We start from the raw sequence: 17868 nt of genomic DNA, 5'->3' as shown, positions 1-17868 counted from the left end.
ATTGTAATCAATCAATATTAATATGTATTTTACCATGGTTGGAATTACATATTTTTTAATAAGTATTTTTACCTATAGTATATCTCCCAGTTGATTAAACCTCGATTTCTAAGATTTTATCGAACCATAAAAATTAAATTTTGTATGGTAGAATTTAAGAATTTCACTATTATTATAATCCTAATATTTAATTGTATTTAATATATCAGTATGCGGAAAAGCATTTTAATAGTTGAAGATTCAACCATTGTAAGTATGCACTTAAAACAGGTGCTACTTAAAGCAAACTATGAAGTGCTCAATATTCTAACATCAGGAGAAGATGCAATTAAATTTATTAAAGATCATGATCCTTCCTTAGTAATAATGGATGTGATGATTGAAGGCAAATATGATGGGATTGAAACTTCCATTGAAATAAATAAAATTAAGGATGTTCCTGTTATTTATCTCACAGCCTTAAATGATAAAAAAACAATTGATAGGGCTAAATTAACTTTTCCTACAACCTTTCTAAGTAAACCATTTGCAGAATCTGAATTATTAAGCAATGTTGAGCTTAGTCTTTATAAGCATGAGGCTGATCTGCAAAAAAAGGAATCGCAAAAATTACTTTCAACCATTTTAGGCAATATAAAAAGCTGCTTGATTGTAATTGATTCAAACTTCAATATAAAATATGCTAATGAATTCATGACCCAACTATTGGGAATTGAACATGACGAAATCTTAAAATTAAAAATTGGGAATGATCTAAAAGTACTAGATCAAGATGAAGAACCATTATCAATTACTAAATTAAATGATCAGTTAAAAAATGAATTGATTAATCAAGATATTTTATTCCTGATCTTTAATGATAAAAAGTTACCCATTAATAATATTACACTCACAAATGCTAAATTCTATAATGAAGAAACAGAGCAGTTTTTAGTTGTTTTCAATGATGCAAGGGAAAGTTATGAGAAACTATTAAAAGAGAAAGCCGAGAAAAGTCTAAAATTGGCTGCTCAAATAGAGGGAGCTGAAAAAGAGAGAGTTAGAGTCAGTAGAGAATTACATGATGGCTTGGGTCAAATGCTTAATGTGATTAAAATGAATATAAAAACACTTATTGACAAAGCAGATGTAAAAAGTAAATTGATAGAATTAATTAACGCTTCAATTGAGGAATCTCATAAAATATCCGAAAATTTAATGCCTTCTAAACTCCAGATTTTTGATTTAAAAACTAGTCTGGAAAATTTATGCGAAGACTACAATTCACCCTCCTTGAATGTTCAATTTTCCAATAATTTAAATGAGGGTGATTTAGATGATAAAAAGATTAATCTTTTTCGAATTGTACAAGAAGCCTTAAATAATATTTACAAGCACGCTCAGGCTAAAAATGTGTCCATACAACTTTACCTTAGAGAAAAAGGTATTCACTTAACCATTGAAGATGATGGAATAGGCTTTGATGCAAATCAAATTAACTCTAAAGATAATTTGAATAAAAGTCATGGTTTATTAAATATGATTGACCGTGTAAAATCCATGGGAGGCGAAATTGATATTGATAGCAACGCAAAATTTGGAACCAATATCATTATTCACATTTAAAACTAAAATACTATGCTTAAAATATTACTTGCAGATGATCATCAATTAGTGCGTAATGGAATAAAAATGTTTTTAGAATCAGAAAAAGACTTTGAAGTGATCGCTGAGGCAAAAACGGGTTCTGAAGCCATTCAAAAAAACAAGGAGCTAAAACCAGATTTAGTATTATTAGATATCTCAATGCCTGATAAAAATGGCTTAGAAGCCGCACCGGAAATCCTAGATGCTGCTCATGAACCAAAAGTGATTATGCTCAGTATGTATCTGGATGAACAATATATCAATTCATGCATGGAGGCAGGTGTTAATGGATATATTCATAAAGGTGCTGATCAAGAAGAACTTATTGATGGGGTTAAAAAAGTAATGGAAGGCATTAGTTTTTACAGCAAGGATGTAAGAGATGTAATGGTCAATAATTATATCACCAGCCTCAAAAAGAAAAAGAAACAATTAGCTCAGCCTAAAATAAGCCTGACGAAAAGAGAATTAGAAGTTGTAAAACTCATTATGAAAGGATATACCAGTAACCAAATTGCTGAAGAATTATTCATTAGCAATAGAACAGTGGATACTCACCGAGCCAACTTAATGCAAAAGCTTGATGTTAAAAATTCAATTGAATTGATTAATAAGGTGACTGAAGAAAATCTTCTTGAATCAGATTAGGATACTAGACAACTCTTTTGGAATGTAATCGATATACTAGCTAACACTAAATGCTATAAAAGTCTTGAAAGAAGCAAAGAAAAAGCAAAATCTTATATTTATCTGCACAGGAAAAGATTGTAAAAAGAAAGACTGTGAAGTATTAAAATCCGATTTAAAAAAAACTATCAAGGACTCATCAATAAAAAACACTAGACTCATCAAGACTAAATGCATGGATTATTGCAAGCTTGGTCCAAACATAGCAATCAATAATTCTATATATCATGATTGTCATAGCAAAGACATCCCCACTTTATTAGAAAAACTTAGCGAATAATTCATAAGTAAAACCTATCCTCTAATAAATGAGTTATTCTTATCTATTTAAATGTAACTACATTAAATTTGCATTTTAATAAAATAGCGATGTCTAAAGAGCCATTATTTACAAAAGATTTTTTATTACACTGTTTTAGTTATTTATTAATGGCAGTTTCTTTCTATTTTCTCTTGCCTACCCTTCCTACTTTTGTAACGGATGTTTTGGGAGAAAATGCGGATAAAGTAGGCTATATAATTGGTATTTATGCCTTATCTGCACTGATAGTAAGACCCATAAGCGGATATGCTTTTGATAAATATGGCAGAAGAAATTTATTCTTAATTGCCATGTTTTGTTATGCCGTAATAATGGCTGCCTATGGTTTGGCTACTTCATTTTTTTTCCTGTTGTTTTTAAGATTATTAAATGGTGGTTTCTGGGGCTTTGTTACAACCGGAGGCGGAACTATCACCTCTGATTTAGTACCTAATAGTAGACGTGGAGAAGGTATTGGGATATTTGGATTATCAATGACCCTTAGTATGGCAATTGGGCCGCTAATAGGTTTAAAAATATTAGAATATACTTCTGACTATCAACTATTATTCTATACATCAGGAATTTTATGTTCAATTGCTGTAATCCTTTCATTCTTTGTTAATCACCCTAAAATTAGCAATAGAAAAAATAAGTTAAGCTTTGAAACCGTATTTGAACCTCGTGTTTTAAAAGTATCTATGATCATGTTAATGCTGGCTTTTCCTTTTGCGGGTATTATGTCATTTATTACACTTTTTGCGAAAGAATTATCAATTGAAAGTACAGGTTTATTTTTCTTGATTTATGCCATTGGTGTAAGCATTATTAGGCCTTTAACGGGTAAAATGATGGACAAAAAAGGGCCTGCTTTCGTAATGTTATTAAGTTTTATCGGTACTATTTCGGGGCTTATCTTACTATCTCAAAGCAAAGATGAAACTGCCTTCCTTATTGCAGGATTTGTATTAGGTTTGGGGAATGGAATAGTGATGCCGACCTTGCAAACGATGGTGATCAATATGGTTAAGCCTGAAAAAAGAGGAGTTGCTACTAGTACTTTTTTCTCTTCAATTGATTTAGGAATTGGTTTAGGAGCGTTTGCATTAGGAAATGTAGCTGAAATTTTTTCCCTATCTCAGATGTACCTATTTTGCGCTATTGCTATGGTGATTCCGGCAATTTTGTTTTTTAGTATCACACTATCAGATTATAAAGAAAAGTCTAAAATAAGCTTAGAAACTGCAAATGTTTGAATTATATTTTACCCCAGGCCCTACTGCATTATACTTTACAGCTGAAGAGCATATCAAAAAAGCCATAAAAACTGGAGTATGCAGTACCTCGCATAGAGGACAATGGTTTAAAGATATTTATAAAGAATGTCAACAAAACTTAAGAGAGTTAATGGACATTCCTGACGACTATCATATCCTGATTACTTCTTCCGCAAATGAAGCTTGGGAGCGCATAATTGAAAATTGTGTGGAAGAAGAAAGTTACCACATTAGTATGGGAGCTTTCTCACAGCGATTTGCTAAAATATCAACTCAATTGGGAAGGAAAGCTCATGAGCTTATTGTTGAAGAAGGTACAGTTCCAGCATTTGATGCAATTGATGTTCCTGATTCAGCAGAAATTATAACAATTTGCCTAAATGAATCTTCAACGGGAGCTAGTTTTCCTTTAGAAACCATAAATGCATTAAGAGAAAAATATCCTGATAAATTAATTGCCATTGATGGTGTATCTGGAGTTCCAGTTATTCCAATCAATTTTAAAAATATTGATACATTATACTTTTCTGTACAAAAAGCTTTCGGTTTGCCTGCAGGATTAGGGATTTGGATTGTAAATAATAGATGTCTTGAAAAGGCTAACAATATGGTTGAGAAAGGCAATGTTATCGGATCGTATCATAGGTTACCCGATATGGTTGAGAAAGCAAAAGTATATCAAACTGCAGAAACTCCTAATATATTAGGCATTTATACCTTATCAAAAGTGGCAAAAGATATGCTTGAGAAAGGGATTTTACCAATAAGAAGAGAAATAGATTATAAATCAGCTATTCTCAATCAAGTAATAGAATCACACCCACAAATGCATCCTTTTGTTGAAAATGATCTTCATAGGTCTAAAACTGTAAAAGTGGTGAAAACTGATTTTGAAAGTAAACAGCTTATAGAGTATTTGAAAAATAAAAAAATGCATATCGGAACAGGTTATGGTCCTTATAAAAATGAACAAGTAAGAATTGCTAACTTTCCAACACATTCGAAAGAACAGATGGAAATGTTGGTAGACTTGATTGAAGCTTTCAGGCTATAAACTTTTTTTATATATTTGGTTGAACCGTAAATATATCAACCAATGTACAAACTTCTCCTTCTAATTTTGCTTATAAGCTCGAGTGTGGGATTTAGTCAAAATGATTCTCCTTTAATAGAACGTAAAGGAAATCTTGTTCTTAATCGTTATTATATTCTAGGTGAAGAAGTATCTGAAAGGCAAGTTTTAAAGAAGATGAAGCCTTATGAAGCTGCTCATAAAAGAATGAAAGCATCTCGAAGATTAGCATTCACCTCAGAAATCATCGCGGCAATCGGTGCTGGAAGTTTCTTCCCATCCGTTATTGATCAAAGTCCTGAGATTACTATCCCATTACTTATCACAGGTGTCAGCTTAATCGCTATTGCAGTTCCAATAAAGAAAAAAGCTAATAGAAAAGCAGATGAAGCCATCGAATTGTATAATGGGCGCAAACTTATAGGAGAAAAAAGTAGTCGAACAGAACTAAATTTAGCAATCACTACTACAGGATTAGGGATTGAATTGAAGTTTTGATATTCTTTAATCTAATGGATGCAAGATTTACTATTTCAAATTTAAAACCCTAAAGTGAGTAAGACGTTTTAATATTTTGAACTATCCGAGCTTAGTATTCAATTCTTTATACCCTAATTACCCATTGCAATTCAAAAAAAATAGGACTAATAATTAAATCCTATTAGTCCTACTAAAATATTCTTACTGATATTTAGTATTCTACTTCAACTTCTTCTGCCTCTTTTAATTCTTCTTTCTCAGGTTTTTTAGTTTTTTGCATTTTATCATGAATGGTATTGTGCTTAGCTTTTAGTTTTTCCTTAGCTTCAGCCACTTTTTCTTCAGCCATTCTTATTTTATTTTTCTTCTCTTCAATTTCTTCATCGGAATATTTCCCTTCTTTCTCAGCTTTCATTAACCTTTCTTTTGCGGCAGCAATTTTCTCATCGGATCTTTTAATTGCGGCTTGTGCAGCCATCATATTTTCATGAGTATGCAACATTTTTTCTTTGGCTTCCGCTGATCTCATATGTCCGAATTCATCAGCTTTCATCTCTCCCTTCATTTTCCCATGCATTTTACCTTTATGACCATGAAATGCACTATCCTTATTTTTCCCTCTTGGCAGCGGCTTACCATCCATATGCTTGTCGGATTTATGCATTTCTTCATGCTCTTCATCCATCTGATCTTGGCTTTCAAGTTCCTTTTCTACCTCCTCACTAATTTCCTTAGAAGTTTTTTCCTTAGCCATTTCTTTTTTCTCTTTGGATTTTTCTTTTCCTTTTCCAGAATTACCCTGAGCCAATAGATTTTGAGAACTGAACAGAAATAAAACAAGACCGAAACAAATTGCTGATAATCTTAACTTAGTTTTCATGGTTTTTAATTTTATATATCTTCTAATAATTTATCAACTTCTTTCTCTGTTTCTTCTGCTTCCTTTTTTACTTCTTCTGATGACTCTTCAACTTCAGTAGCAATTTTTTCTTCTTGTTGCATCACTGCTTTTTCATCTTCTTTTGAATTTGATTCAGAACTTCCACAAGCGAAAAGGAATGACATTATGCCAATACATAACAATAATTTAATTGATTTCATGGTAAACTATTATTTTGGTTTATTTAATTTATACAGGATAATCTAAATAAAATTTTAGAATTCACAAAACTTTAATCCTTATATAAGGATACTTCCAAATCATCTTTACAATCTCGCATTAGTTTAGTTTGAGATTTCTTTAGAGTAGGATGTATTTCTTGTGGACAGATTTCATATAAAGGTATTAAGGTGAATTTTCTGTCTGGTATTCCTGGATGAGGGATTTTAATTTCAGATTCCTCTAGAATCAAATCATTGTAATACAGTATATCAATATCAATAAGTCTTTCTCCCCATTTTTCTTTTCTAACTCTCCCTAATTCAATCTCTAGCCTAAGAATTAATCTAAGAAGGATTTTGGGTTCTAGATCTGTTGCTATTTGAATGACTTGATTTAGAAAAGCTTGCTGATCGGTTTTACCCCATGCTGCTGTTTCATAAATAGAAGACTTTTTAGTAACCTTTACACCATTTTTCTCTAATAATTCTACTGCATTAGACAAAACTTTTGGTCTATCCCCAAGATTGCTTCCAAGTAATAAGTATATCCCTTCCATAATTTAGTTAAGCCATCAATAGAATTATTCTTTTAAATTACTTTAGTTTGTTCCTAATTTGTAATTCGTTGCAATATTAATTCAAATAGTATTGTAGAAAAATTTAATCGATTATCAATCTTTATTATTTTATATGAAAAGTTTCTTTAAAATTTTCTTTGCTAGCCTATTAGCACTTGCAGTATTCTTTTTTGGCTTTTTCTTTTTGTTTGCAGGAATAGCCTCTCAAGACAATGAAATAAAGGTATCTGAGAATTCATTCCTAGAATTGAATCTGAATAGACCAATAGTTGAAATGACTTCTGATGACCCATTTGCTGAATTAAGTCAAACCCTAGCAAATGAACCATCTCCTATTAGTTTGCAAGATATTTTGGAATCAATAGAACATGCTAAAACCGATGATAAAATAAAAGGAATCTATTTAGATGCTCCTTCTGTAATGGCGGGTTTTGCACAGGTAGAAGAAATCAGAAATGCTTTGATTGACTTTAAAGAATCAGGCAAACCTATTTTGGCTTATTCGGAAGTATTCTCTGAAACAGGTTATTATGTGGCATCTGTAGCGGATGATATTATTTTGAATCCTGCAGGTATGTTGGAAATGAATGGATTAGTTTCTGAAGTAACTTTCTTTAAAGGTACTTTTGAAAAACTAAACATTGAGCCTCAAATCTTCAGAGTAGGAACATTTAAAAGTGCGGTTGAACCTTTCATAAGAAAGGATATGAGTGAGGCTAGTAAAAAGCAGATCAGTGAATTATTAAATTCTGTTTACGGTGTATTCATTAAAAATATTGCTGAGGCTAGAGGTATTGATGCCACTGAATTAAGAGCGATTTCTGATGAATACAAAGTAAGAACCACTGAGGACGCTTTAAATTATAAGTTAGTAACAAAATTAGGTTACTATGACGAAGTTTTAGACAGAATGAGAGAAATAGCAGGATTAGAAGAGAGTGCTAGTATTCCAGTTATCTCAGCGAAAAAATACAGTAAATCATTTGTGGCTGATAAATATAACTCCAACAGAATAGCAGTAATTGTAGCAGAAGGTAATATAGTTTCAGGTAAAGGCGGAGAAGGATCTATTGGTTCTGACGTAATTGCTAAAGAAATTAGAAAGGCGAGATTAGATGATAAAATTAAAGCAATCGTATTAAGAATTAATAGCCCAGGTGGTAGCGCTTTAGCATCTGATGTAATGTGGAGAGAAGTAAAAATGGCTAAGAAAGTTAAGCCTATTATTGCTTCAATGTCAAGTGTGGCGGCTTCAGGAGGATATTATATGGCAATGGCTTGTGATACCATAGTGGCTCAACCCAATACTATTACCGGTTCTATAGGTATATTTTCAATTATACCTGACTTATCTAAATTTATGGATACCAAATTAGGAATCACCTTTGACAGAGTAAGTACTGGGCAATATTCAGATTTATATACAATTAGTAGAAGCTTGAATGATGCAGAAAAGCAAATCATTCAAAACATGGTGGAAAGAGGTTATGAAGATTTTACATCAAAAGCAGCTGAAGGAAGAAATATGGAAATTGATGACCTTTTGGCTGTTGCTTCAGGACGTGTTTGGTCAGGTATTGAAGCAAAGGACAACGGTTTGGTAGACGTTTTAGGCGGCTTTGATGAAGCCGTAAATATTGCTGCTCAATCTGCTGGTTTAGAAGAAGGGGATTATATGAAAGTTTATTACCCAGAGAAAAAACCATTTTTCCAGCAACTTTTAGAAGAAATGGGAACTTCAGCAAAGTTACTCCATAAAAAATACACCTATGGTGAAATGGCACAATATATTGATGAATTAGAATATGTGATGGAAAATAAAGGATTGCAAACAAGAATGCCGTTTGATTTGGAAATCAAATAAATTGCTCCTTTTTTTACATAAAATAAGTATCAGGTAGGCTGATTTAATTTAAAAAAACTAATATGACAGAGATTAGGAACGACTGGACGAAAGAAGAAATAGAAAAAATATATAATCAACCCATTTTAGAACTGATCTATCAAGCAGCTACTGTACATAGAGAGTTTAATGACCCTTCAGAAGTTCAAGTTTGTACATTATTGAGTGTAAAAACTGGTGGTTGTCCTGAGGATTGTGCCTATTGCCCACAAGCAGCACGTTATCACACTTATGTTAAAGTACATAAGTTATTACCTACAGAACAAGTATTAGAAAGTGCTAGAATTGCTAAAGAAAATGGCAGTACACGATTCTGCATGGGGGCTGCATGGAGAGAGGTAAGAGACAATCGAGATTTCGATAGAGTGTTAGATATGGTGAAAGGCATAAATGAGTTGGATATGGAAGTGTGCTGTACCCTTGGTATGCTTACCGAATCACAGGCTCAGAAATTAAAAGAGGCTGGGCTTTACGCTTATAACCATAATCTGGATACCTCTGAAGAGCATTATGATGACATCATCAGCACTAGAACTTATGATGATAGATTAGATACTATTGACAATGTGAGAAAAGCAAAAATCTCAGTTTGCTCAGGAGGTATTATTGGACTAGGCGAGCAGCATAAAGATAGAATTGGGATGATTCATACTTTAGCAACCATGGAAGAACACCCGGAATCAGTGCCTGTGAATGCCTTAGTACCGGTAGAAGGTACTCCATTAGAAAAGCAGCCTAGAGTTTCAGTTTGGGAAATGGTAAGAATGATTGCGACAGCCAGAATTACTATGCCAAAAGCAATGGTTAGACTTTCTGCGGGTAGGGTGAGAATGAACCAAGAGGAGCAAGCTTTATGCTTTATGGCAGGAGCTAATTCAATATTTGCGGGAGACAAATTATTAACCACTCCAAACCCTGAGGTAAATGAGGATGCTGAATTATTCCAGACTTTAAATCTAAAGCCTAGAAAAGCATTTAAAAATGGAGAACCTGCTGTTGAGTTTCAGCAAATTCCCGGTGTGAGTTAATCAAAAGAATTTATTTTATATTTAAGGGTAGCAAAAAAATTGCTACCCTTTTTTATTCTATACCAATTGAAAATTCGAAATGAAAAACATTTACTTATTTATCCTTATCGCAATTTTCACATCCTGTTCAACTCCTGAATCAGATACCAATGCAAAAACTCAGGAATCAACAGCTCCTTTCATGTGGGAGAACGCAACGGTCTATTTTTTATTAGCTGACCGCTTTAATAATGCAGATTCTACTAACGATATGAATTTCGGAAGAAAGCAAGATGGGGCTCCTTTGAGAAGTTTTATGGGCGGAGATATAAAAGGAATTTCACAAAAAATTAAAGAGGGGTATTTTAATGACTTGGGTGTAAATGCAATCTGGGTCAACCCTATGGTGGAACAAATTCATGGTGCTGTAGATGAAGGAACGGGGAAAAGCTATGGTTTCCATGGTTATTGGACAAAAGATTGGACCACACTAGATCCAAATTTTGGCACCATGAATGATTTAGCAGAATTAGTAAAAACTGCTCATGAGCATGATATTAGAATTTTATTAGATGTAGTGATGAACCATACCGGATCCGTCACCGATCAAGATCCATTATGGAAAGGCTGGGTAAGAACTGGTCCAAATTGTACTTATCAGGACTGGGAAAGTACAGTGAAATGTACATTGGTTGACAACCTACCTGATATTTTAACTGAATCTGAAGAGGAAGTTGAATTACCTCAGCATTTATTAGATAAATGGGAAGAGGAAGGCAGATTAGATAAAGAGTTAGCAGAATTAGATGAATTTTTCGAAAGAACCGGCTATCCAAGAGCACCGAAATATTATTTGATTAAATGGATAACGGACTACATTAGAGAGTTTGGTGTAGATGGCTTTAGAGTAGATACAGTAAAACATACTGAAGCAGGAATTTGGGGAGAATTATATGCTGAAGCGCTAAAGGCTTTAAGAAAATGGAAAGAAGATAACCCTGAAGAGAAATTAGATGATTTGGATTTCTATATGGTAGGGGAAATCTATAATTACTCAATTTATGATGGCTTAGAATTTACTTATGATGGAGATACTGCTATTAATTTCTTCGATGAAGGTTTTCATAGCATGATCAACTTCTCTTTAAAATGGGAACTGAAAGAAAAGCAGCCTGATGAAATATTCTCCAAATATTCTGAAATCCTAAATCAAGGTGAATTGAAAAATAAATCAGTTTTAAATTATCTTTCATCGCATGATGATGGCAGCCCTTACGATGCAGAGAGAAAAGAGGTATATAATACTGCTAATTACTTATTATTAACCCCTGGAGCATCTCAAATTTATTATGGAGATGAAACTGCTCGTTACCTTAATGCTAAAGCTGATGGAGATGCCAAATTAAGATCATTCATGAATTGGGGTGAATTGGGAGCTGATTCCAAAAGAGAAGGCTACAGTATTCAAGATATCCATAAGCATTGGCAAAAATTAGGCACATTTAGAAATAATCATCCTTCTGTAGGAGCAGGAATACATCAAAAAATTTCAGATAATCCTTACAGTTTTGTTAGAACACTTGAAAATGAAAATTACGATGATGCTGTTTATGTGGTGATGGAAGAAAATATTAAAGACATTGAAGCCCCTGCAATTTTTAAAGAGGGACAAGAAGTCCGTAACCATTATACATCTGAAAAATCAACTGTAATAGATGGAAGAATAAAATTTAAAGAAGACAGCCGATTATTGCTTTTAGAAGGAATGTAAAATAAAACCCTCAAGCTTTTAAAACGCTTGAGGGTCATTGATATAATTCTGACTTTACACTTATTGAACGCGAAGCTAAAATGTGTTTGCTACACTTCGCTGATGGAATACTAAAGTAGCGAAGCCAAACTAAATCAACAATTATTGAAAGAAAAAAGAAGAAAACCTTCCTGAGTGCTTGACCTAAATCTAAATGAAATTATCAGTTTGGCTTTGTGGCGATATAACTGTTGACTTTGCTAGAAGCATTAAGCAAATTCATTTTTAGCAAATGTTGGTAAGCGTCAATATTTTTTCTGTCTAATCGTGTTGGAATCGATAACAGTCAAATTATGTTCAAATGAAATAGCTTTTTTAGTAAGGAGCTCTTCTAAAATCTTTGCTGTCTCTAATGGATCAGTTGGCTGAGTCCTGATAAAAATGACACCTGCTTGCGGTTTGTATCCATGCTTGAATATTAATTCGCCATAATCGCTGTCATAAGTTATAATAATCCTGTTATCATCAATAGCAATCTGCATAACCTGTTCATCCGTAATACTAGGGTCGTCAACTCCAATCGCCTTAATGTCGTAACCTTTTGATTTGAGAAAGGTGATACTGGAGAATGGTACATTCTCATTAGCTAGATACTTCAAGTTGGTTGAATTTAAAAATTAGTGTATAAAAGTCCGTCCTTTAAGCATTCTTGGATGTAAGAAAAAACAGCTTGAAGTGATTCCTGATTCATTCGAGGATAATTTTCAAGAATTTGTTGTTCTGTCCATCCTTGAGCAAGGAGTCCAATGATATGCTCAACAGATACGCGAGTTCCTTTTACTGTAGGCTTCCCAAGTAGTACAGTTTCATCAGCTATTATGTGTTTTCTCCATTCCATATTCAAAGGTACGAAATTTCTTATTTCTTCGTTCGCCCATGCTTACCAACGCCTAGCTATGATGAGAGGGGCTAAGAAACTACTAAGGTAGCCATTCACACACAGCCACAGTAATTATTAGTTTACACATTGTGGCTGACTTCCCAAATGTCGCCAAACTTTCCTTACTGATGAAACCCCATTCATAGCATTTGTTGGCGGGTGGTAGTTATTTTGTTTCAACTCCCAACTTAAATTTCTTTTTTCGATAGTTCTTGAAAGAAAGTATGAAATCTGGGTTTGTAAATGATTCAGGTAATAGTTCTGCGGCAGCGTCAGGAAAACTACCTGCGTCCAAATAATTAACACGTTGATACATCTTAATTTGAATAGGGCTGTTAGGTGGCAAACTTTTCAGTTCAATATTGCCGGGATTATTTTGGTCGTTGTATCGGATGACGTCAGCAGTATTAACTGGAATTGGTAAGTTTAGATCATATATTGATTCCTTATCTATGTTTTCAATTATTAACGTCCCTTCGAAATCATACATTCTAGGATTAGTACCTTGAGTTCTCTTATGTCTATAAATATACATAAATGTAACTTTTGGTCTGTCCCCTTTGAAAAATTTATGCTTTATCCAGTTGTAGGCATCTCTAAGAAAAAAACCAATGACGGCAACAAGTAGTGTGTATAATAATTTTTCAAAATCTATATTCATAGCAATACAATTACCACCAACAACTGTATAAAACAAATAAGTGTGCTTTATATCTAATATTCCGTATATAAAGTAACTCAATTACTTTATACACACTATACTTTTTTACCATAGCCTCAGAAAATAATTTGAAATTGACTTTTAGGTTTTGGTAATGTATAGAACTGTAAATATATAGGATTTATATTTAAACACATATCTAAAACACAATAGTGAGTCAAAAGCTTGAGAAGGTGAATTTTTAACAGTTTTTTGATTATCTTAAATTATAATTCCAAATAATATTTTGTCCTGAGTTTATTTCTTAACTCCTGCCTTATTTTATTTTTTCCTGACTAAAAATACAGTTTCCTGATTTGGTGAACATATTCCCTGAGTAATTTTATACTATCCTGACTTATATTTTTCATTCCTGAACTTCAGGACGTATATTTAGAGCTTATCGCTTATTCAAATATCGACTGAAATAGCCTTTACGTTTCGCTTCTGTATTCCTAAAAAGGTATTTACCTGCTTGGGATACTTCATCTACTAATTCTTTTAAATAGGAATAGGTTTTATCCCTACAGACTTTAAGCTCAGCCTTCTCTTTTCTTTCCCTCTTAACTTTAGCTAACAGACTACTTAATTCTGAAGCTTCATTTTCTGCTTGATCTAATTTACTTCCCTCAAAACTTATGGCTTCCAATAAGGGTAAATTCGCTTTTCCCAGAATAGATAAATCGCTCAAATCCTGTATTAAATCTGAATTATGGCTGCCTTTAACTATTTTTTGCAAGTTTTTTAATAAGTCAGCTCGTTTGCGAAAGGCAAAGCGAAAAGCATTTTCCAGTTCATTTTTTAATTCCTCAGCTTTTTTACTTCTTTCATCCCATTCCTGTCTGTTAGGCCCTTTCTGATATCGATTATTAACCCATTGGGATTGCACATAACTCAAAGCCCCTATCCGGGCTTCAAACTCCTGGAAATCCTTTATTCCTATTTTGATTAATTTCCCCTGATCTGCTTTGCTCCATTGATATAAATTGTAGGCTTCCTGTAAAAAAACATCTACAGGCATATTGGGTGTTTTTATTTCAGCTGGTGATAGGCGCTCTATTTTGTCTTTTAAGGCTTCAAAGTTTTCTTTGGACATTCTTATATAGCTTGGTTGAAATTTAGGAATCAAAAAGTAATACCTCCAAAAATATATATCAAGAAATCCTGTTGCTTTTTATTAAATGGAACCATTTCGAGTAGGAAACCCGTTTGCTATACTGGTCTGTGAAATACTGAAAGTAGTAATTTATGCTTTCTCCACAAACTGATAAACTTTACTAATTGCAAAATCTTAGAATAATTAAGCACTATACTCGATCAAAGCAACATCTTTACTTGCCAGCTATGAAAAGCAAGCATAAATTACGGGCTATTTAGCAGACACTTTTCTACAAGGTGGTGCGCAAATGGGTTTTATATTATGTTAGCGATAGATTATTAGTAATACTTTGAGCAAAAATAGATCGATATTATGAAAATAGAAAAAACAGCGAATATGTATGAAAAATATGTGACATTTGATGTTTTCTTATTTTTTTTTTGATCCCTGTACTTCCTAAAAATCTCATGATGTCTTTTCCCTAAATAAGCATGAGTCAACCAAATAAAGAAAAGCAATGAGAATAGAAGTAACCAACTCTCAATAAAGACATAAACGAACCCTACTGTTACGGATATTAGAATAACAGAGAGGCTTAAAAACTTCAAATAGAGCAAAAGAGATATGAAAAGATTGGCAGCTGCTTTTTCTATTCCTAGATAACTAGGAGCGTATTCCTTTAAGAAAACATAAGTTTTAAAATAAAATAGTTCGAAAAAATCTTTTCCCATTCTCTACCTTTTTTGATTAATGTTTTATTGAACTGTTGAAAATAAGCAATTTATATATCTCTCTTTTCATTAATTCTTTCTATTTCTTTGTTCTATCTTTAGCTTGCGGAGTCAACGACTTCGTTATATGAGGAATTATCGCTAACGGTTTGTATATGGCTTGTGGCGGTTTCGAAGCACTTTCCTGTCCACCGAAACCAAAGCTGGCTACGGAGCGAAAACCTTGCTGGCAGTCGTTCACCCGCCATAAGCTATATGCGTTGTTGGCACTCGTTTTTATTTTTTTCTTAATCGTTTTCTAAAAAAGTACAGTATGAGAAAGTAGAAAAAAGGCATCAAAATCAGCTGAAGTCCTATTGCCACAATAAGAGGAAGTAAAAAAATAAATGGTTCATATTTCACATATCCAAGAAAAGCCAATATGGCCATCAAAACTGTTCCCCCAAATCCGAATATCAAAATCGATTTAAGGTACAAGAATGGGTAGCAGAAGTAAGTTGAGTCATCTTTGATTTTGCAAATAATAACTGGCGCTAACTCACTTCTGAAATGGTCTTCTATTCTGACTTGAAAGGAATACTCATTAAGTCTTCTTACTTGTAATTCATTTCCATTCTTAAGCCCATATTTCCCCCTGCCTTTGACTGGAATTTGTCGGATATGTCTTATTAATCGCTGATCTTGTTCTTTTAGTTCTTCTTTATTCTTTCGTTCGACTTTTGCAATATTTTCATATTCCTTCTCTACTTGGTTAATTATGGTCGAGTTGTAGTTTCGGTCTTTGAGCAAAGTGATAGCTGCATAACGTGCATCAAAAACAAATGAATTTGAATTCGATGCAATTCTTTCCAATTCCTTGTCTAATTTGGACTTGAATTTATCTATGAACTGATTATCTGCCATTTTTTAATGTGTTCCAACGGTTAATCTATGAATCGTAGCTTTAGATTGTGTGTTTGCCTTGCGCGGCTATGATTTCATACATAATGTTGGCAGTTCGTAATTTTAATAAAATTCGTATGTAGTTATGAAGTTAACGGTTTCATCACTTCTACTGCTTTTCCATAATTCTCCTTTTATTAATCCATTTTCATAGAAAGTAAAGGTTGTTTCTTCATCTCCAAGTTTTGGATTACCATTTTCATCATATGAGAGGGTTTTAGTTACTTTCCAGCTATTATCATTTTGAGAGAACCTAAGAACTTTGCTCAACCTCTCGTTGCTGCCATATTCATATTTCAAATGTTTGTTATTTCTTGGTACTCCAGAATCCTCAGTCTTTTCTTCAATTAATTTTCCTTTGTTATTGTATGAATAGATTGTTGTTCTATGAGATTCTGTTGGCGAAGTTGTGAAAATCTTCGTTTCCTTGATTTTATTTTCGTTTTTATCATATTCATAAGTCGCCTCATAATTTAGATAAATAACTCGACCGTTTGGTGTCTTTCCTATTTCTTTTATTAAGTCTCCTTTTTGGTTATATGTGTATTCAATCGAATTACTCGGGGTGTCATTTTCATCAAACCCTTCTTTGCCAAAAGTATAGTTCACTTCTTTTATTAGCCTATTAGATTCATCATAAGTATAGAATGATTTTTCATTAATCGGATCATCTCCAAGAGCATCTATGTATCCTGCATCTCTTTTGCCCAGATTAAGAATTTTCTGAATTTTTGTTTTCTCTATAAGATATCCCTTTGAACCATATTTATATGTTGTTGTGTGGTCATATGAAACTACATCCCAGAAGGTATAAACATATTTCTCAGTTAATTTCCCTTCCTCGTCAAATTCCTTTTTAAATAAAACTCTGCCTTCAGATTGAGTAGTGTCTTCACTTCTGTAATACATTGTTTTGATGCTCTTCAATTTTTCATTTTTTAGAACTTGCTCATAATTTTGAGTCGGTTCAGATTGCGAAAAGCAATTAAACCAGCAAAGAGATAAAACTCCAATGATTAAATTTTTCTTCATCTGTTTCTTTTTATGACTGCCAACGCCTGCATAAAACCCGTTTGCCGGAGCAGGCTATGAAATGGAAAACTAGCAATTTATGCGTTGTCAACCAAAGCAGGCTGACAGAAAGAGGTGACGTCCACCTAGGGTAGGTCATACTTAGTCCGACCGAAACAGCTGGCAGGTAGCTACTATAATATTTTCTTCGAGTCTGTTCTTAAGTCCTGATGTCCTCAAGTCCTGCAGCAGTTAGCAAGAACCTTAAATGCAAGCTTGGCCTTAATTGCCTCTTAAACTTACAATGTCTTGTCCCGCTACACTGAAGCCAGAACAAAGTGATAGCATAAATTGCGGGACACCTGCACAAAACTTAGCTATGAAATGAGTAAGCAAATGGGGTTTATGCTATGTTACTTGTTGTTGTTTTGTTTAGTGAAGTACTGATAAAACGTAACTAATAAATCAGTTATAATTGCAAGGGATGGAATTAACATCCATACTAAAGTCATTTTCCAAGTTCCATAATGGTAATAACTCATTACAAGAACTATAATTATTGGAATGATGTGGAATAAAAATAGCCCAAAGGATTTAATATTAATTTTAAGATTAACTCTTTGCTTAAATCTTTGAAATACAAGTGAGAAAAGCCAAAGTGTA

The 17868-nt window shown here is 33.2% G+C and carries 18 protein-coding genes; 9 read left to right on the top strand and 9 right to left on the bottom strand.

Features of this window, described 5'->3' with window-relative positions; all coding sequences use genetic code 11:
* Nucleotides 1–210 precede the first annotated feature (210 nt).
* The 6 genes from QYS47_RS07435 (at nucleotide 211) to QYS47_RS07415 (ending at nucleotide 5461) form a co-directional block, all read left to right on the top strand.
* Nucleotides 211–1605, top strand: a complete 1395-nt coding sequence (locus QYS47_RS07435; RefSeq protein WP_322348228.1) for a response regulator — start codon at nucleotides 211–213, stop codon at nucleotides 1603–1605.
* A gap of 12 nt (nucleotides 1606–1617) precedes the next feature.
* Entirely contained in the window at nucleotides 1618–2274 is a 657-nt protein-coding gene (locus QYS47_RS07430) for a response regulator transcription factor (RefSeq protein ID WP_322348227.1), read from the top strand.
* A 64-nt stretch (nucleotides 2275–2338) separates the two neighbouring features.
* The gene (locus tag QYS47_RS17530) at nucleotides 2339–2593 is read left to right on the top strand and encodes a (2Fe-2S) ferredoxin domain-containing protein (RefSeq protein WP_407660364.1); all 255 of its coding nucleotides are present in this window, start codon (nucleotides 2339–2341) and stop codon (nucleotides 2591–2593) included.
* 89 nt (nucleotides 2594–2682) lie between these two features.
* Nucleotides 2683–3870, top strand: coding sequence for an MFS transporter (locus tag QYS47_RS07425; RefSeq protein ID WP_322348226.1), 1188 nt, complete (start codon nucleotides 2683–2685; stop codon nucleotides 3868–3870).
* Nucleotides 3863–4945 carry an aminotransferase class V-fold PLP-dependent enzyme gene (locus tag QYS47_RS07420; protein ID WP_322348225.1) on the top strand — a complete coding sequence of 361 codons (1083 nt, stop codon included), beginning with the start codon at nucleotides 3863–3865 and terminating at the stop codon, nucleotides 4943–4945. The genes QYS47_RS07425 and QYS47_RS07420 overlap by 8 nt, the downstream gene beginning before the upstream one ends.
* Nucleotides 4946–4987: 42 nt before the next feature.
* Nucleotides 4988–5461 (top strand): hypothetical protein, encoded by a 474-nt coding sequence (locus tag QYS47_RS07415; protein WP_322348224.1) that lies wholly within the window; start codon nucleotides 4988–4990, stop codon nucleotides 5459–5461.
* Nucleotides 5462–5654: 193 nt separating this feature from the next.
* On the opposite strand, the gene QYS47_RS07410 is transcribed toward QYS47_RS07415, so the two are convergent.
* From QYS47_RS07410 to folK, 3 genes are all read right to left on the bottom strand, one after another.
* Nucleotides 5655–6323, bottom strand: a complete 669-nt coding sequence (locus QYS47_RS07410; RefSeq protein ID WP_322348223.1) for a hypothetical protein — start codon at nucleotides 6321–6323, stop codon at nucleotides 5655–5657.
* Nucleotides 6324–6334: 11 nt separating this feature from the next.
* Nucleotides 6335–6544, bottom strand: coding sequence for a hypothetical protein (locus QYS47_RS07405; protein ID WP_322348222.1), 210 nt, complete (start codon nucleotides 6542–6544; stop codon nucleotides 6335–6337).
* Between the two features lie 71 nt (nucleotides 6545–6615).
* On the bottom strand, nucleotides 6616–7101 hold the full coding sequence (gene folK / locus QYS47_RS07400) for a 2-amino-4-hydroxy-6-hydroxymethyldihydropteridine diphosphokinase (RefSeq protein ID WP_322348221.1): 486 nt from the start codon (nucleotides 7099–7101) through the stop codon (nucleotides 6616–6618).
* 133 nt (nucleotides 7102–7234) lie between these two features.
* Between folK and sppA the strand changes: the two genes are divergently transcribed.
* The 3 genes from sppA to QYS47_RS07385 all read left to right on the top strand — a co-directional run bounded on the left by sppA (nucleotide 7235) and on the right by QYS47_RS07385 (nucleotide 11803).
* Nucleotides 7235–8986 carry a signal peptide peptidase SppA gene (gene sppA, locus QYS47_RS07395; RefSeq protein ID WP_322348220.1) on the top strand — a complete coding sequence of 584 codons (1752 nt, stop codon included), beginning with the start codon at nucleotides 7235–7237 and terminating at the stop codon, nucleotides 8984–8986.
* Nucleotides 8987–9048: 62 nt separating this feature from the next.
* The gene (bioB, locus tag QYS47_RS07390) at nucleotides 9049–10053 is read left to right on the top strand and encodes a biotin synthase BioB (protein WP_322348219.1); all 1005 of its coding nucleotides are present in this window, start codon (nucleotides 9049–9051) and stop codon (nucleotides 10051–10053) included.
* A gap of 79 nt (nucleotides 10054–10132) precedes the next feature.
* Nucleotides 10133–11803, top strand: a complete 1671-nt coding sequence (locus tag QYS47_RS07385; protein ID WP_322348218.1) for an alpha-amylase family glycosyl hydrolase — start codon at nucleotides 10133–10135, stop codon at nucleotides 11801–11803.
* Nucleotides 11804–12087: 284 nt separating this feature from the next.
* Here the strand turns inward: QYS47_RS07385 and QYS47_RS07380 are convergent, their stop codons facing one another.
* From QYS47_RS07380 to QYS47_RS07355, 6 genes are all read right to left on the bottom strand, one after another.
* Nucleotides 12088–12441 (bottom strand): DUF5615 family PIN-like protein, encoded by a 354-nt coding sequence (locus QYS47_RS07380; protein WP_302126683.1) that lies wholly within the window; start codon nucleotides 12439–12441, stop codon nucleotides 12088–12090.
* A gap of 11 nt (nucleotides 12442–12452) precedes the next feature.
* The gene (locus QYS47_RS07375) at nucleotides 12453–12680 is read right to left on the bottom strand and encodes a DUF433 domain-containing protein (protein ID WP_322348217.1); all 228 of its coding nucleotides are present in this window, start codon (nucleotides 12678–12680) and stop codon (nucleotides 12453–12455) included.
* 208 nt (nucleotides 12681–12888) lie between these two features.
* Complete coding sequence (locus QYS47_RS07370; protein WP_322348216.1) at nucleotides 12889–13464, bottom strand: hypothetical protein; 576 nt, start codon at nucleotides 13462–13464, stop codon at nucleotides 12889–12891.
* Nucleotides 13465–13822: 358 nt separating this feature from the next.
* Entirely contained in the window at nucleotides 13823–14518 is a 696-nt protein-coding gene (locus QYS47_RS07365; protein WP_302126687.1) for a hypothetical protein, read from the bottom strand.
* A 1010-nt stretch (nucleotides 14519–15528) separates the two neighbouring features.
* On the bottom strand, nucleotides 15529–16155 hold the full coding sequence (locus tag QYS47_RS07360; protein ID WP_322348215.1) for a hypothetical protein: 627 nt from the start codon (nucleotides 16153–16155) through the stop codon (nucleotides 15529–15531).
* 102 nt (nucleotides 16156–16257) lie between these two features.
* Nucleotides 16258–17226: a hypothetical protein gene (locus QYS47_RS07355; RefSeq protein ID WP_322348214.1), complete on the bottom strand. Its 969-nt coding sequence runs from the start codon at nucleotides 17224–17226 to the stop codon at nucleotides 16258–16260.
* Between the last annotated feature and the right edge of the window lie 642 nt (nucleotides 17227–17868).

This window comes from Marivirga arenosa, from assembly GCF_030503875.2.
GTDB classification, from domain to species: Bacteria; Bacteroidota; Bacteroidia; order Cytophagales; family Cyclobacteriaceae; genus Marivirga; species Marivirga arenosa.
Note: the sequence above shows the minus strand (reverse complement) of the source record. Positions and strands in the feature narration are given on the sequence as shown.

Coding starts and splice junctions, on each gene's coding strand:
- QYS47_RS07410 (WP_322348223.1), bottom strand. CDS start 6,323: ATGAAAACTAAGTTAAGATTATCAGCAATTTGTTTCGGTCTTGTTTTA.
- QYS47_RS07425 (WP_322348226.1), top strand. CDS start 2,683: ATGTCTAAAGAGCCATTATTTACAAAAGATTTTTTATTACACTGTTTT.
- QYS47_RS07375 (WP_322348217.1), bottom strand. CDS start 12,680: ATGGAATGGAGAAAACACATAATAGCTGATGAAACTGTACTACTTGGG.
- QYS47_RS07405 (WP_322348222.1), bottom strand. CDS start 6,544: ATGAAATCAATTAAATTATTGTTATGTATTGGCATAATGTCATTCCTT.
- sppA (WP_322348220.1), top strand. CDS start 7,235: ATGAAAAGTTTCTTTAAAATTTTCTTTGCTAGCCTATTAGCACTTGCA.
- QYS47_RS07355 (WP_322348214.1), bottom strand. CDS start 17,226: ATGAAGAAAAATTTAATCATTGGAGTTTTATCTCTTTGCTGGTTTAAT.
- QYS47_RS07420 (WP_322348225.1), top strand. CDS start 3,863: ATGTTTGAATTATATTTTACCCCAGGCCCTACTGCATTATACTTTACA.
- QYS47_RS07365 (WP_302126687.1), bottom strand. CDS start 14,518: ATGTCCAAAGAAAACTTTGAAGCCTTAAAAGACAAAATAGAGCGCCTA.
- bioB (WP_322348219.1), top strand. CDS start 9,049: ATGACAGAGATTAGGAACGACTGGACGAAAGAAGAAATAGAAAAAATA.
- folK (WP_322348221.1), bottom strand. CDS start 7,101: ATGGAAGGGATATACTTATTACTTGGAAGCAATCTTGGGGATAGACCA.
- QYS47_RS07415 (WP_322348224.1), top strand. CDS start 4,988: ATGTACAAACTTCTCCTTCTAATTTTGCTTATAAGCTCGAGTGTGGGA.
- QYS47_RS07430 (WP_322348227.1), top strand. CDS start 1,618: ATGCTTAAAATATTACTTGCAGATGATCATCAATTAGTGCGTAATGGA.
- QYS47_RS07385 (WP_322348218.1), top strand. CDS start 10,133: ATGAAAAACATTTACTTATTTATCCTTATCGCAATTTTCACATCCTGT.
- QYS47_RS07435 (WP_322348228.1), top strand. CDS start 211: ATGCGGAAAAGCATTTTAATAGTTGAAGATTCAACCATTGTAAGTATG.
- QYS47_RS07360 (WP_322348215.1), bottom strand. CDS start 16,155: ATGGCAGATAATCAGTTCATAGATAAATTCAAGTCCAAATTAGACAAG.